Below are 13,064 nucleotides of genomic sequence, written 5' to 3'. Positions count from 1 at the left end.
TCACTCGCGCAGGAACGTGAGCAGTTCGGCGTTGAAGGTGGCGGCGTGGGTGACGTTGAGGCCGTGCGGGGCGTCCTCGACCAGCACGAGCCGGCTGTCGGGGATGGCCTCCGCGGTCCGCTTCCCGCTGACCTCGAACGGCACGATCGCGTCCGAGTCGCCGTGGATGACCAGCGTCGGGATGGTGAAGGCCTTCAGGTCGTCGCGGAAGTCGGTCTTGGTGAACGCGGTGGTGCAGTCCAGCGTGCCCTTCGGGGAGGCGAACGCGGCGATCACCGTGTTGTAGGCGTGCACGGAAGGGCTGACCAGGTCGGTGCGGCCCTTCACGGAGAAGAAGTTCGTGACGAACCCTTCGACGAAGGCGGGGCGGTCGGCGCGGATCCCGTTGTGGAAGCCCGTGAGCGCGGCCTCGTCGAGACCGCCGTCGGGGTTCCCGTCCTCCTTGAACAGGTACGGCGGCACGGCCGCGGCGAACACGGCCTTGGCGACGCGGCCGGTGCCGTAGCGACCGACGTAGCGCGCGACCTCGCCGCCGCCCATCGAGAACCCGACGAGCGTGACGTCGGTGAGGTCGAGCGCCGCGAGGAGCTTGTCGAGGTCGTCGGCCAAGGTGTCGTAGTCGTAGCCGTCCCACGGCTGCGACGACTGCCCGAACCCGCGGCGGTCGTAGGTGATCACGCGGTAGCCGTCTTCGACGAGCGCCGGCACCTGGCCCTCCCACGAACGGCTCGAGAGCGGCCAGCCGTGGATCAGCACGACCGGGCGGCCCGCGCCGTGGTCTTCGTAGTAGAGCTCGATCGGCGCGCCGTTTTCTTCCCCGACTGTCACCTTGGGCATGAACTGTCCTCTCACTGGCGAAACGGAGTGGGTGCGGAGCCTCGGGTCGTTGCCTCGTTGCCGGCACCGGTGCTGCCGAGTGAACGGTATTACGGGGCGGTGGTGTGGCGGCAGTACCGCGACCGGTGAACTTCCCCGAACGGCCTTGTGCGCTGCCTAAGTCGTCGCCGGGGTGCTCGGCGTGCTCGTCGAGCTGCCGCACACCGAGACGACGGCGCCGACCGCCGTCGCGACCTGCGTCGCGGCCGTGCGCAGCGCAGTGACGTCGAGCGGCTGGGTCGTCAGCACGTCCTGCAGTTGCTGGAGCGCCGTCTCGGCGGCGTCGAGGTCGGATCGCGCTTCCGGCCCGAGCTCGGCCTTGGCGGCGTCGAGGGACGACCGCAGGTCACGCGCCGCGGTGGTCACCTCGTCGCGACTCGCTTGGCCGGTGACGAGCGAGGCCGTCTTGGTCGCGAGGTTCTGGGCCGCCGTGGCGACCGAGGCGCACGCGACGTGCCCTCCGCCCGAGCTCGGCGCGGGCGAGGCCGGGGCGGACGCCGGCGGCGGCGTCTGTCCATTTTGGCCACCCGAGCACGCGGCGGTGATCGCGAGCGCGCCGAGCAGTGCCGCGACGGCCGCGACGGCCCGCCGCGCCCTGGGGTGGCGTCCGGCGCCGGTTTCCTCGGCCACGTCCGCCTCCTCGTCTGCGCGCCGACGGTGGTCTGCCCACCATCGTCGCGGCGCGGGCCGCTCGCCCGCCTCGCCCGGTCCGGGTGAGCTGCACTGCCCTTGACGTCTTCGGCGCACGCGACTTACACCCCTATCACTAAATGATTTGCGGACATCACACAGTGATAAATGAGCGGTGATAACAGTGGAGGTGGCGTGATGACGCGCTCGGACGGCGCAGGGCTGCCCGCCACGGCGCGGGCGAGCGTGGCGCTGCCGGACGCGACGGGTGAGGTCCGCTCGTTCGACCTCGTGCCGGCCGGTCCCGGCGAAGGCTGGCTGGAGGTCATCGCGTCGGGGATCTGCGGCACCGACGTGGGGTTGTTCGGCCGGGGTGTCGCCGAGCCGACGGTGCTGGGACACCACGTCGTCGGCCGGGTGGCGGCGCTCGGTGCCGAGGCGGCGCGGCGACGTGACCTGGCCCTCGGCGATCGCGTGGTGCTGGAGGAGTACCTGCCCTGCGGCCGGTGCCTGACGTGCGCGACCGGGCCGTACCGGCTGTGCCCGGAGACCGACCTGTGGCGCGGCGGCCGGCGCGTGGGCCTGATCCCGGCGGCCGAGCGCCCCGGCCTCACCGGCGGCAACGCCGAGTTCACGTTCCTCCCGGCCAACGCGGTGACCCACCGCGTGCCGGCCGGGCTGAGCGACGCGCTCGCGGCCTGGGTGCTCCCGTACGCCAACGCGATCGACTGGGTGACCGGCGCCGGAGCGCTTCGCGGCGGGGAAACCGTCGTGGTCCTCGGGCCGGGTTACCACGGGCTCGCGGTCGCCGCGGCGGCGCGGCGTGCGGGTGCCGGCCGGGTGTTCGTGACGGGCCTGGCCCGCGATGCGCAACGGCTGGAGATGGCCGAGGCACTGGGTGCGCATCCGGTGGTCGTGGCGGACGAGACCGTCCGGTTCGGACACCTCCCCGAAGGCGCGGCGGACGTCGTCGTCGACACCGTGGGCAGCGACCCGTCCGTGCTCGACCCCGCCGTCGCCCTGCTCGGCCACGGCTGGTCGGCGCGGTGTTCGCCGGCACCGGATCGTTCCTCGCGGCGTTCGCGACGCTGGCCGCGGGGCCGCTGCTGGCGATGGTCCTGATGCTCGGGGTGCGCGAAGGCCGCGGAGAGCCCGAGCCGGCGGGGGCGCCGGCTCGGGCTAGCGCGGGTCGAGCGCGTGGCTGAGGTTCGCCGCCGCCTCGCGCACGCGGTCGATCACGAGGGCCCGGCGTTCGTCGTCCATCCGGAACGCCGGGCAGGGTGCGGAGATCGCGGCCACGACCTGGCCCCCCTCGTGCACCGCGGCCGAAGCGGCCCACACGCCCTGGTCGATCTCCTCGTTGCTGACCGCCCAGCCGCGTTCGACGTCGTGCTCCACCTCGCGCAGGAACTCGTCGCGACCGCGGGCCGGCGGCTGGGCGCCCGACTCGAGAGCGGAGTCGACGTAGGCCGCCCGCTCGGCGGGGGTCTTGGCGCCCAGCAGCAGGCGCACGCTCGCGCCCCGCAGCAGGGGCAGCGGCTGGCCGGGCTCGAACGACAGCCGGAACCGGCTCGGCGTCTCGATCCGGTGGAAGCACACGGGCTGCCCGGCGACCATCCGCATGAGCAGCACGGCTTCGCCGATCTGCTCGGCCAGCCGGCGCATGTGCGGCTCGGCCAGGTCCACGATGGGCGTGGCCTGCCGGGCGGCCCGCCCGAGGGCCGCGACCCGCATCGACAGGTGGTACCGGCCGCGGTTGCCTTCTTCGATGAGGCCCATTTCCCGCAGCATGGCGACGTAGCGGTGCGCCGAGGGCACGGGGACGTCGACCTTCTCGGCGAGGTCCTTCACTGACGCCGTCGGGTGCTGCTCGGTGAACGCGAACAGCATCTCCAGAGCCCGCCGAGCGCTGTCCGCTCCGGTTTTCGCGCCTGCCACCCGAGTGTCCTCACCTGCCGTCGGGAGTCCCGCCGAAGCTGTCGCACCGGCGGGGACCTTGGCGGAAATCTATCATGGAATGATCGCGAATTATCACAGGTTGATACAGGAGGGCATGGTGTCCCATCCCGACGACGCGGTCAAGCGCTCGGTCTCGGCACGGATCTTCGCACTGCTGGACGTCGTCGCCGAAGCGGCCACGCCGCCGACGTTGAGCGCGATCGCCCGCGACGCGCGCCTGCCGGTGTCGACCGTGCACCGGCTGCTCGGTGACCTCCTGCGCTCGGGCGCGCTCGTCCGCACAGCCGACGGCGGCTACCAGCTCGGGGAGCGCATCTGGCGCCTGGGTGTCGCGGCGCCGTGGGAACGCGAGTTCCGCGCGGCGGCCGCGACCCACGCCCACGGGCTCGCGCGGCGCACCGGCTCGGCGGTCGCGTTCAGCGCCCTGGACGGCACCCGCCTGATCTGCCTCGACTCCGTCGCGGGCCACTGGGAGACGGTCGTGCTGAGCCGGTCGGGCGACGCCCTGCCGACGGCGGCCACCAGCGCGGGGAAGATCCTGCTCGCCGGTGCGGCTAAGGACCGCGCGCCGGCCGTCCTGAGTGGACGGCTGCCGCCGTTCACGCCCTTCACCCCCGTCGCGCCCGGGCTGGTCCGGTCGCAGCTGGACCGCGCGGCGCGGGTCGGGTACGCCACCGCGCACGCCGAGTACGTCGACGGCGAGTGGTCGGTGTCGAGCGAGACCACGTCGGTGATCCCGGCCGCGGTGTGCATCGCCCGCTGCGAGGCGAGGGGAAGCGCCTTGTCCCGCAACGTCTCCACGTAGGTCCGTGCCACCCCGTCCAGCGCGCCGTCCGGCAGCGACACCGGGTGTGTGCCGAACGCGAGGCTCTCCGGGACCAGCCGCGCGACCGCCCGGCGGGCGATCTCCGGGTCGCACGCCTCGAAGAGCGCCTCCACCTCGTGGGGTACCGGCGGGTACGTAAGCCCCGCGGCGACGTCGATCTTCTTGTGCCGCGCGACGACCGACACCCGGAACTGCTCGGTGGACGCGAGGTCGCGGAAGCTCTGCCCGTGGCCCGGCACGAACGCGCCCACATACCCGAGCCATGCGATCCGCTCCGGGACGCGGGCGGTGACCTGGGTGGCCGTGATGCCGCCCAGGCTGTGCGCCACGAGCACGACCTGCCCGGACACCGCCTCGACGGACCCGCGCACCGTGGCGACGGCGTCCTCCAGCGTCGCGGCGCCGGCTGCGGCCGGGTCGGTGCGACCGGGCAGGTCCACCGCGTCGACCTGGTGCCCGCGCGAGCGCAGCTCGCCGCGACCGCGTCCGAGCACCACCCTCCGTGCCAAGCCCCGTGCACCATGACGAACCGCGTTCCGGCCACTGCTCCTCCTTGAACACCCCGCGGAAACCAGGTGCCCCAGGAAACTCCGGGCGAGCGTGCGCGCCAAGCATTTCTTCCCGCTTGGCGGAAAAGACCGGTCGCGGGGTCAGCGAAAGGACAGCGACGTGGTCCGCTCGGGTGGCCGGGGGAGTACGAGTAGCTGATCGACCCCTGCGTCGCGCCCGCGACTCGAAGTGCATCAAGGCTTGCGGCTGCGGCCATTCGGGCTAACCGCGCCGTCACTGTCCGGCCGCGTCCACATCGGATTGTCGAACCGGCGCCGGCAGTCCTCGGCGACGCTGCGCCCGAACGCGAAGACGAACTCGCCGAAATGCGGCATTCGCGGCGGCCGAATGGGCGTGCTTTGCAAGTGAAGTGGCGTGTTTCACAGTTGTACCAACACTGCGTGAACCGTGAACCGGCGCTCGCCCGGGCAGGTGAGCTGACGGCAAATCCGGAGCCGGCGGCCGCGATTCCCCGGCTGTGTCGTGGCAGTTCGCACCGGTGATCGAAGGCGGAAAACGGTCCGAACCGCGATTCGGTGATCTTTTGACCGCGACCAGACCATTCCCTCGGTTCTGGGCCGGAGTGACCGAATGTGGTTGGTCTGATCGTGTGGGCCTGCAAGTGATCTTGCGTGGCCCGTTGGCCGAGAGTGGTGGTGTCGGTAGTGTCTGCGCTCGCAAGGGTGACCCCAATGGGCGATGATCGAGTCGGCCGGCCGGGTTTCGCACCACGAAGTGAACTCGGAGTCATTGCTGGAACGTGATCATCGGACCGACTCCGGACGTGCTGTGCGCGGATCTTGCCCACCCGTTCACCGGGGTATACCGGGTCTTCGGAATTCCATCCGATCCGTTCGTCCTTTTTCGATGCAGGAAGAAAGAATAGTGGATTTCGACGCGCTGGCCGCCGAGCTGAGAAAACTCCGGGAAAACGTCGCCGGCGTCACCGACACGGTGCTCGCGGCGGTCGACGGGATACCGATCATGGCCGACGCGGCCGACCACCTCGATCCCGCGAAGCTGTCCGCGCTCGCGGCCGCCGACCTCGGGATCGCCCGCCAGGCGTCGGAGGTGTGCGGGCAAGGCACGTTGAAGCAGACCGTGGTTTTCAGCAGTGACGGCTACATGGCCGTGTACGCCATCGGCCGGGTGGCGGTGCTGGTTGTCATGGGGGACAAGGGACTCAACGTCGGTCGCCTGCTGTTCGAGTCCCGCCCCGTCATCGAGCGGCTCGGCGCGATCCTGGCCGCCTAGCCGAACCCGGCACCCCGCCCACCACCAGTTCACAAGAGGAGTTCGAGTGATGATGAACATCGACACCGCGTTGAAGGAAGCCATGTCCATCGCCGGCGCCATCGGCGTCGCCCTGGTCGACTACGACAGCGGGATGTCGCTCGGCACGAGCGGCGGCGGCGACTGGCTGGACCTCGAGGTCGCCGCGGCCGGCAACACCGAGGTGGTGCGGTCCAAGCTGCGGGTGATGGCCTCGCTCGCGCTCAACGACAACATCGAGGACATCCTGATCACCCTGCACCGCCAGTACCACCTGATCCGCCTGCTGAACTCGGTCGGTTCCCGCAACTCGCTGTTCCTCTACCTGGTGCTCGACCGTGAACGCGCGAACCTGGCGCTGGCGCGGCACTACCTCAAGCGCATCGAAACGGACCTGCAGGTCTAGCTCCACCCCCACACGAGGAGGCGGTGATGACCGGAGGCGGGTCCAGCGTCGCTCTCACCATCGGCTCGGCGTTCATGACCGACCTCGGGTCCCCGTTCCCGGCGAAGATGAACCTCGCGGGTGACGAGCTGGAGTTCACGTTCGTGCTGTCGGGCCACCCGCCCGGCGACGTCTCGGAGTGGGTGCGGCGGCGGTCCGGCGTCGGCCTGGCCGGCCGGGTGCCCCGCTTCACCGCCGACGCGGGCGGGCGCCGGCTCCGCGTCGAGCTCACCGGGACCGCGATCGGTGCCTTGATCGTGCCGTTGGCGGACCTGGCGCCGGCCGGAGTCAACGCTCCGCACCCCGGCCCGTGGCAGGACCGGATGACCACCATGGTGCAGCTCGCCGTGGACGAGATCGCGCGAATGCTGTCGAGGTGCCGGCACCGGGCCGGGGGCGCCGAACCGCTGATCGACCTGGAACTGTCCTACGAGCCGGACCGCGAGTACCGCACCCGCGTCACCGAGGTCCACGAGCAGGTGCGCGCCTTCGTGTCCCCGGTCCGGCCCGTGCTGGAACTGCGCTGGCGCGCGGTGACCCCGGCGCAGCGCAAGGCCCTGCTCGACGAGCTGCCCGACATCGCCCCGGCCCGCAGGTGGTTCCGCCGCAGCCGCACCACGACGATCATGGGACTCGAAGTCGAGCTGCCGTCCTGAGTGGACACTCCGCTAGGGCAGCACGACGAGTTTCCCGATGGCTCGGTCGTTTTCCAGGTAGCGGTGGGCCGCGACGATGTCCTCGAGGCCGAAGACCCGGTCGAGGCTGGGCCGGTATACGCCGGCCTCGACCCCGTGGACGATCCGCTGCAGCACGGGCGTGCTGCCCTTGAGGTTGTCACTGTGGAACGCAGTGAGCTTGGTGCCGGAGGGGATCATCGCGATCGGTTCGAGGTCCGGGATCACCCACCCGCTCAGCGAACCCGCCACGCACACCGTCCCGGTCTGCCGGACCAGGTTCAGCGAGTCGATCGCCGTGCTCGCCCCGACGAGGTCCAGCACGTGGTCCGGTCCTGCGGGCCAGAGCGCGTGCACCTTCGCCGCCAGCGAGCCACCGGGGTCGACGAGCACGTGGTCGACACCGGCCGCCTTCAAGGCGTCGACCTTGTCCGGACGCCGGGTCGTGGCCGCGACCTGGACCCCGCGGGCGGCCGCGATCGACGCGGCCGCCAGCCCCACCGACGACGTCCCGCCGCGGATCAGCAGCCGCCCCCGCGTGGCCGCCAGGGTGTCCAGCGCGCCCTGCGCGGTCAGGTAGGTCTCCGGCAGCGCGGCCAGGACGTCCCACGGCAACGTGGTCGTGATCGGCATCAGCAGCGGGTTCGGCACCAGGGCGTACTCCGCGTAGCCACCGTCGAATTCGCGGCCCAGCTCACCCATCACCGCCGCGACCGTCGTGCCTTCCGGCAGCAAGGGATCGGTGGAGACCGCCACGGTTCCCACGCACTCGATGCCCAGCACCCGCGGGAAGGTGACATTCGGGGAGTGCTCCTGGCGCGTCCTCAGTTCCGACCGGTTCAGGCCCGCGCCCCGCACTCGCACCAGGCTCCAGCCCTCCCGCACAGCCGGCACCGGCACCTCACGGATCTCCAGGACCTCCGGCCCGCCCGCCCGGACGCAGACCGCCGCTCGCATCGTCGTACCCATGCCCTGCACTCTCGCCCGGACGCGCGCTGACTGGCCACCGGTAGAATGCCAACCCATGCCCGACGGCCGCCAACCTGCCCGCTCGCACGTCTGGCCGTCCGGCGGCGCGCACGTCTGGCCGTCGGGCGGAACGAGCCCCGTGCAATCGCACCCGCGCGGCCACCTCGTGTACGCCGCCCGCGGCGTCCTGTCGGTCCACACCGGACAGGGCACCTCGATCGTCCCGGCCAACCGCGTCGCCTGGACTCCCGCCGGTGCCACCCACCACCACCGCGCCCACGGCGACACGGACATGCGGATCGTCTTCCTGCCGCCGTCCCTCGCCCGGCTCGTGCCGGACCACCCCGCCGTGTTCGCGGCCTCCGATCTCGCCCGCAGCGCCCTGCTGACCCTCACCGGGCCCCGCAACTACGACCCTTCCGCGCGCCCCCTCGACCCCGCGCCGCGCGCCCGCCTCCGCCGCGTCCTCGTCGACGAACTCCACGAGGCCCCCGAACAACCCCTGCACCTCCCGCAACCCCACGACGACCGCTTGCGCGCCCTCGCCCGCGCCCTGCACGAAACCCCCGCGGACAACACCCCCCTCACCGACCTCGGCCGCACCGTCGGCGCCAGCGCCCGCACCCTCAGCCGCCTGCTCCACGACGAACTCGGCATGACCTTCTACGAGTGGCGCACCCAGCTGCGCATCTACCACGCCCTGATCCTCCTCTCCGAAGGCCACGACACCACGCACGTCGCGCACGCCTGCGGCTGGGCCAATCCGAGCCACTTCATCGCCGCGTTCACCAAACTCGTGGGCACGACACCGGGGCGACACCGGGCCGGCCGGCAGGGCGAGGTTTTCGCTGGGGCTTAAGTGCATGCTCACGTGGCTTGAGGCCGGCGAGATCTCTCGTCGGGGCCGTCTACTCCGCCGACGACCCCGCCGAGCGCAGCGCGTGGTCCGAGGTCACCCCACCGCGCCCACCAGGTCGGGACGGCCCAGCGCGTCGCCCGCGATCCAGGTGGCGACCTCGAACAGCTCCGCATCGCGGTTGGTGCGGCCCAGTACCTGCAAACCGAGCGGCAGACCTTCGTCGGCCAGGACGGGGAGGGTCAGGGCGGGGCAGCCGAGCAGTGAGGCGGTCACGTTCATGGCGACGTTGCCGGTCGAGTCGAGGCCGGTCGGTGCGGCGCCGCAGGCGGCGACGGTGATCATCGCGTCGAAGTCGGCCGCGGTGTTCTCGTAGGTGGCGCGCGCGGTGGTGCGCTGGTCGAGGAGCTCGCGGTAATCCCGCTGTGTCATCGCTTCGGCGGTTTTCAGGCGGTCGCGGGCGTCGAGGCTGAGCTTGGCGGCGTCCATGTCGGCGTAGGTGTTGAGCGGCCAGCGACCTTCCCAGGCGACGATCGCCTGGGTGAGCCGCAAGGCGTCGGCGACCGCCTTTTCGACCGTTTCGACCCGGTCGTCCTGTGTGCGGTCCAGCACCTGGACGCCGTGGTCCTGCAGGCGTTGCTTCACCGCGGCGAACGCCCTGCGCGCGCCTTCGGTCGTCGCGCTCCACCCGGCGGTCTCGAGGACGGCGAGCTTCACCGGCTTGGTGCGCCTGGTGAAGTCCACGTCGCCGGCCAGGCCCCCGTAGCCGGGATCGCCGCCCGCACGGTCGGCGATGGCGCGCAGGACCGCCCAGGTGTCGGCGAGCGTCGCGCCGATCGAGCCCTGGCAGCTCTGGCTGAAGTGGTCGTGCGAACCGCTTCGGTTGATTGCGCCGACGCTCGGCTTGAAGCCCACGGCGCCGCAGAAGCTCGCCGGGCGCAGGATCGAGCCGAGCAGTTGCGTACCGAGGCCCACCGGCGCCATCCCGGCACCGACGGCCGCCGCCGTGCCGCTGGACGAGCCACCCGGCGTGCGGCTCGGGTCGTGCGGGTTCGTGGTCTCGTGCCACGGGTGTTTCGAGGCCAATTCGGTCGTGGTGGTCTTGCCCAGGACGATCGCGCCGGCCTCGCGCAACGCGTGCACGCTCGCCGAGTCGCGCTTCCAGTCGGTGCCCTCCCACAGCGGCGAGCCCTGACCGGTCGGCATGTCGGCGGTCTCGATGATGTCCTTGATCGCGACGGGCATGCCGTCGATCGGCGACAGCGGCTTCCCGGCGGCCCACCGCTGCGCCGACTCGTCCGCGGCGCGCCGCGCCCCCTCGCGGTTGACGACGACGAACGCGCCCACCGTGCCGTCGAGCTCGTCAATGCGAGTCAGCGTTTCTTCGAGGTACGTACGGGGGCTGAGCCGGCCGGACCGCAGTTCCTCGCCGTGCGACACGTAGCCCCGCAGCCGGCGTCCGGGCATCGTCGGTTCGGTCACGCGTGCACCCCCGGGACCTCGACGTTCGTCCTGCGCAGGCGCCAATTCAGATACGAAAGCATGCCCACATCCTGCGCTACGGGGCGAGAAGACGCCACGATCGTGGCGGATCGCCGAAGTGATGTTCACGCCGGCCGGCGGATGGGCACGAGGCGCTCGCGGCCTTTCGGCACCATCCGCCGGCGGTGTTCACGCCCTGGTTGCGCCGTTCGTCCCGGTCGGCGCGGTGGCCAGGTTCAGGACCTCGGGCAGCAGCTCCTGCGGATGGGTGGCCAGGGCTTCGACTTCGACGTCGAGGTAGGGGAACAGCGGCAGCGAGGTGAGGATCTCGTGCAGGTGGGTGGCGTCCCGGGCCTCGTACAGGGCGAGCGTGCCGTGCTTGCCGGGCAGCCGCCAGAGTTTCGTCAGGATGCCCTCGGCGCGCAGCCGCATGGCGAGAGTGCGCTCTTGTGCGCGCAGTTCGCCGATGTGGTCCGCGGTCAGGTGCGGGGGGAAGCTGGTGGTCGATCGGACCAGGAACTCCATGGAGGTTCTCTCTGTTCGGAGTGGACGCGGCGTCGGCCGGTTCAGACGGTGATGCGCCGCAGCGAATCGGCGAGCGCGGCCGGAGCGGTGACCATGGCCTCGTGCCCGGTGCGCAACGCCTCGACGTCGTACCCGCGCTCCGCGGCTCGCTTGGCGTACGGCGCGAACACGGCCATCCAGTCGGTGCAGTCGAGGTAGGTCGCCGGCAGGTCTTGTGGCAGTGCGGCGCTCACGGGATCCAGGTAGGTCTTCCAGGGATGGGGTGACAGGCGCGGGGCCAGCCAGTCCAGATCGTCCTGTTCGGTCACGCCGAGAACTTCCAGCGAGCGCGGGGGGATCAGCCACCCGAAACCGGGTCCGGCCACGGATTCCCGGTAGTGCCCGGCCACGTGTTCGGGCAGCAGGTCGATCGCGCGCTCGCCGGCGTCGGCGACGAAGGCGTCCAGGTACACCGCGCGCCCGATCCGGGCGCGGCTCCTCGCCGCCACCTCGGTGACGACCTGCCCGGCGTAGCTGTGCCCCACCAGCACCACGTCCGTCAGGTCCCACGCCTCCAGCAGGGCGAGTACGTCCTCGGTGTGCGTTTCGAGCCCCACGTCCGGGGAGATCAGGTGGCGCCGGTCGCTGATCCCCGTCAGCGTCGGCGCGAAGACCCGGTGCCCGTGCCGCTGGAGCTCGGCTGTCACCCGCTGCCAGCACCAGCCGCCGTGCCAGGCCCCGTGAACCAGTACGTAGGTGCTCATCCCGCCCCTTCGTTATGTGAACTACATCCTCACGCAGATTGCGCGACAGGATTGTTAACAATAAAGTACAACCAGATCAGCGACGAGGGAAGGACACCTTCAGTGCCGAACGAGCGTCTGGCCCGGGCCGCGGTCACGACCGGCCGCCGGACCGTCGAGTTCCGCGAGCTCCCCGTCCCGGACCTGACCGGCGGCGACGGCCTGCTCGCCGTCGAGGCGGTGGGGATCTGCGGTTCCGACGTGGTTTCCTTCGATCGGGCCGACGAGCCCGCTCGCGTCATGGGCCACGAGACCGTGGGGGTCATCGCGGACGCGACGGCGTCCGCGATCGCGAGGTGGGGCGTGGCGCCGGGGGACCGCGTGCTGCTGGAGGAATACCTCCCTTGTGGACACTGCCGGTTCTGCCGGTCGGCGGAGTTCCGGTGGTGCCTCGAATCCGATCCGTCGGCGACCCCGGACGCGCTGCGGTACGGGACCACCGCGCTGACCGTCGCGCCGGGACTGTGGGGCGGGTTCAGCCAGCTGCAGTACCTGCACCCGCGCACGGTGCTGCACCGCGTGCCGGACTCGCTGCCGTCCGACATCGCGACCATGGCGCTGCCGGTGGCCAACGGGTACGAGTGGGCCTACCGCAGCGGCGGCGCCGGCCCCGGCTCCGCGGTCGTCGTGATCGGACCGGGCCAGCAGGGCCTCGGGTGCGTCCTGGCCTCCCGGATCGCCGGCGCGTCGGTGATCGTCGCGGTCGGTCTCGAACGCGACGGTGTGCGGCTCGAAGCGGCCCGGTCCCTCGGTGCCACCCACACGCTCACCAGCGGCCCCGACCTGGTGGAGCGGGTTCGGGACGCCACCGGCGGCGAAGGCGTGGACCTGGTCGTCAACACCGCGTCCGGCACGGCCGCGGTGTTCAACGACGCGATCGCCATGCTGCGCAAATCGGGCCGGCTGGTCATGCCCGTGCGCGAGCGGAAGCCGCAGGACGGAGTCGATCTCGGGGCCCTGTCCCGAAAGTGCCTGACCGTGGTCGGCATGCGCGGGCACAGTTTCGACGCGGTGGAGTCGGCCCTCGGCATCCTGCAGGACAACCTCGAGCTCGTCCGTCCACTCGCGACGATGACGGTGCCGTACGACCGGGTGGCCGACGCCATCCTCTCCACCGGTGGTTACGGGCCCGTCGCCGACGTCATCCACGCGACCGTCACCGTCGCACGGCCGTGACACCCCGCGCTGCTCTGGACACCGCAGCCTGACAGTTCCCCTC

14 protein-coding genes and 1 pseudogene are annotated in these 13,064 nt (G+C 71.5%); 7 read left to right on the top strand and 8 right to left on the bottom strand.

What is annotated here, in order from left to right:
- Together K1T34_RS49880 and K1T34_RS49875 are read right to left on the bottom strand one after the other, a co-directional pair.
- Window positions 1-837, bottom strand: coding sequence for an alpha/beta fold hydrolase (locus K1T34_RS49880; protein WP_220241746.1), 837 nt, complete (start codon window positions 835-837; stop codon window positions 1-3).
- Window positions 838-993: 156 nt separating this feature from the next.
- Window positions 994-1,506 (bottom strand): hypothetical protein, encoded by a 513-nt coding sequence (locus K1T34_RS49875; RefSeq protein WP_220241745.1) that lies wholly within the window; start codon window positions 1,504-1,506, stop codon window positions 994-996.
- Between the two features lie 198 nt (window positions 1,507-1,704).
- Between K1T34_RS49875 and K1T34_RS49870 the strand changes: the two genes are divergently transcribed.
- On the top strand, window positions 1,705-2,628 hold the full coding sequence (locus K1T34_RS49870; RefSeq protein ID WP_220241744.1) for an alcohol dehydrogenase catalytic domain-containing protein: 924 nt from the start codon (window positions 1,705-1,707) through the stop codon (window positions 2,626-2,628).
- 57 nt (window positions 2,629-2,685) lie between these two features.
- On the opposite strand, the gene K1T34_RS49865 is transcribed toward K1T34_RS49870, so the two are convergent.
- The gene (locus tag K1T34_RS49865; protein WP_220241743.1) at window positions 2,686-3,444 is read right to left on the bottom strand and encodes an IclR family transcriptional regulator; all 759 of its coding nucleotides are present in this window, start codon (window positions 3,442-3,444) and stop codon (window positions 2,686-2,688) included.
- Between the two features lie 79 nt (window positions 3,445-3,523).
- Here K1T34_RS49865 and K1T34_RS49860 point away from each other — a divergent pair, with 79 nt between their 5' ends.
- Window positions 3,524-4,270: an IclR family transcriptional regulator gene (locus tag K1T34_RS49860; protein ID WP_370643578.1), complete on the top strand. Its 747-nt coding sequence runs from the start codon at window positions 3,524-3,526 to the stop codon at window positions 4,268-4,270.
- Here K1T34_RS49860 and K1T34_RS55045 read toward each other — a convergent pair.
- Window positions 4,219-4,731: pseudogene (locus K1T34_RS55045) on the bottom strand (alpha/beta fold hydrolase); the annotation flags it as partial. The gene K1T34_RS49860 and the pseudogene K1T34_RS55045 sit on opposite strands and share 52 nt — an antisense overlap.
- A gap of 976 nt (window positions 4,732-5,707) precedes the next feature.
- Between K1T34_RS55045 and K1T34_RS49850 the strand changes: the two are divergent.
- Genes K1T34_RS49850 through K1T34_RS49840 form a run of 3 tightly spaced genes read left to right on the top strand, consistent with a single transcriptional unit; the run spans window position 5,708 to window position 7,213 of the window.
- Complete coding sequence (locus K1T34_RS49850; RefSeq protein ID WP_255638156.1) at window positions 5,708-6,094, top strand: roadblock/LC7 domain-containing protein; 387 nt, start codon at window positions 5,708-5,710, stop codon at window positions 6,092-6,094.
- Between the two features lie 52 nt (window positions 6,095-6,146).
- Complete coding sequence (locus K1T34_RS49845; RefSeq protein ID WP_220247832.1) at window positions 6,147-6,518, top strand: hypothetical protein; 372 nt, start codon at window positions 6,147-6,149, stop codon at window positions 6,516-6,518.
- A 26-nt stretch (window positions 6,519-6,544) separates the two neighbouring features.
- Window positions 6,545-7,213: a hypothetical protein gene (locus tag K1T34_RS49840; protein ID WP_220241741.1), complete on the top strand. Its 669-nt coding sequence runs from the start codon at window positions 6,545-6,547 to the stop codon at window positions 7,211-7,213.
- Window positions 7,214-7,225: 12 nt separating this feature from the next.
- On the opposite strand, the gene K1T34_RS49835 is transcribed toward K1T34_RS49840, so the two are convergent.
- Window positions 7,226-8,200: a zinc-binding dehydrogenase gene (locus K1T34_RS49835; protein ID WP_220241740.1), complete on the bottom strand. Its 975-nt coding sequence runs from the start codon at window positions 8,198-8,200 to the stop codon at window positions 7,226-7,228.
- 55 nt (window positions 8,201-8,255) lie between these two features.
- Between K1T34_RS49835 and K1T34_RS49830 the strand changes: the two genes are divergently transcribed.
- On the top strand, window positions 8,256-9,059 hold the full coding sequence (locus tag K1T34_RS49830; RefSeq protein WP_220241739.1) for a helix-turn-helix transcriptional regulator: 804 nt from the start codon (window positions 8,256-8,258) through the stop codon (window positions 9,057-9,059).
- A gap of 93 nt (window positions 9,060-9,152) precedes the next feature.
- Here the strand turns inward: K1T34_RS49830 and K1T34_RS49825 are convergent, their stop codons facing one another.
- The 3 genes from K1T34_RS49825 to K1T34_RS49815 all read right to left on the bottom strand — a co-directional run bounded on the left by K1T34_RS49825 (window position 9,153) and on the right by K1T34_RS49815 (window position 11,806).
- Window positions 9,153-10,538, bottom strand: a complete 1,386-nt coding sequence (locus K1T34_RS49825; protein WP_220241738.1) for an amidase — start codon at window positions 10,536-10,538, stop codon at window positions 9,153-9,155.
- 189 nt (window positions 10,539-10,727) lie between these two features.
- The gene (locus K1T34_RS49820) at window positions 10,728-11,063 is read right to left on the bottom strand and encodes a muconolactone Delta-isomerase (protein ID WP_220241737.1); all 336 of its coding nucleotides are present in this window, start codon (window positions 11,061-11,063) and stop codon (window positions 10,728-10,730) included.
- 41 nt (window positions 11,064-11,104) lie between these two features.
- Window positions 11,105-11,806, bottom strand: a complete 702-nt coding sequence (locus K1T34_RS49815) for an alpha/beta fold hydrolase (RefSeq protein ID WP_220241736.1) — start codon at window positions 11,804-11,806, stop codon at window positions 11,105-11,107.
- 102 nt (window positions 11,807-11,908) lie between these two features.
- Here K1T34_RS49815 and K1T34_RS49810 point away from each other — a divergent pair, with 102 nt between their 5' ends.
- Window positions 11,909-13,021 carry a zinc-binding dehydrogenase gene (locus tag K1T34_RS49810; protein ID WP_220241735.1) on the top strand — a complete coding sequence of 371 codons (1,113 nt, stop codon included), beginning with the start codon at window positions 11,909-11,911 and terminating at the stop codon, window positions 13,019-13,021.
- Window positions 13,022-13,064: the final 43 nt, after the last annotated feature.

This window comes from Amycolatopsis sp. DSM 110486 (assembly GCF_019468465.1).
Lineage (GTDB): Bacteria > Actinomycetota > Actinomycetes > Mycobacteriales > Pseudonocardiaceae > Amycolatopsis.
Note: the sequence above shows the minus strand (reverse complement) of the source record. Positions and strands in the feature narration are given on the sequence as shown.

Excerpts from the sequence above, each read along its gene's own strand:
- K1T34_RS49880 (WP_220241746.1), bottom strand. The coding sequence starts at position 837 with ATGCCCAAGGTGACAGTCGGGGAAGAAAACGGCGCGCCGATCGAGCTC.
- K1T34_RS49870 (WP_220241744.1), top strand. The coding sequence starts at position 1,705 with ATGACGCGCTCGGACGGCGCAGGGCTGCCCGCCACGGCGCGGGCGAGC.
- K1T34_RS49860 (WP_370643578.1), top strand. The coding sequence starts at position 3,524 with ATGATCGCGAATTATCACAGGTTGATACAGGAGGGCATGGTGTCCCAT.
- K1T34_RS49850 (WP_255638156.1), top strand. The coding sequence starts at position 5,708 with ATGCAGGAAGAAAGAATAGTGGATTTCGACGCGCTGGCCGCCGAGCTG.
- K1T34_RS49845 (WP_220247832.1), top strand. The coding sequence starts at position 6,147 with ATGAACATCGACACCGCGTTGAAGGAAGCCATGTCCATCGCCGGCGCC.
- K1T34_RS49840 (WP_220241741.1), top strand. The coding sequence starts at position 6,545 with ATGACCGGAGGCGGGTCCAGCGTCGCTCTCACCATCGGCTCGGCGTTC.
- K1T34_RS49835 (WP_220241740.1), bottom strand. The coding sequence starts at position 8,200 with ATGGGTACGACGATGCGAGCGGCGGTCTGCGTCCGGGCGGGCGGGCCG.
- K1T34_RS49830 (WP_220241739.1), top strand. The coding sequence starts at position 8,256 with ATGCCCGACGGCCGCCAACCTGCCCGCTCGCACGTCTGGCCGTCCGGC.
- K1T34_RS49820 (WP_220241737.1), bottom strand. The coding sequence starts at position 11,063 with ATGGAGTTCCTGGTCCGATCGACCACCAGCTTCCCCCCGCACCTGACC.
- K1T34_RS49815 (WP_220241736.1), bottom strand. The coding sequence starts at position 11,806 with ATGAGCACCTACGTACTGGTTCACGGGGCCTGGCACGGCGGCTGGTGC.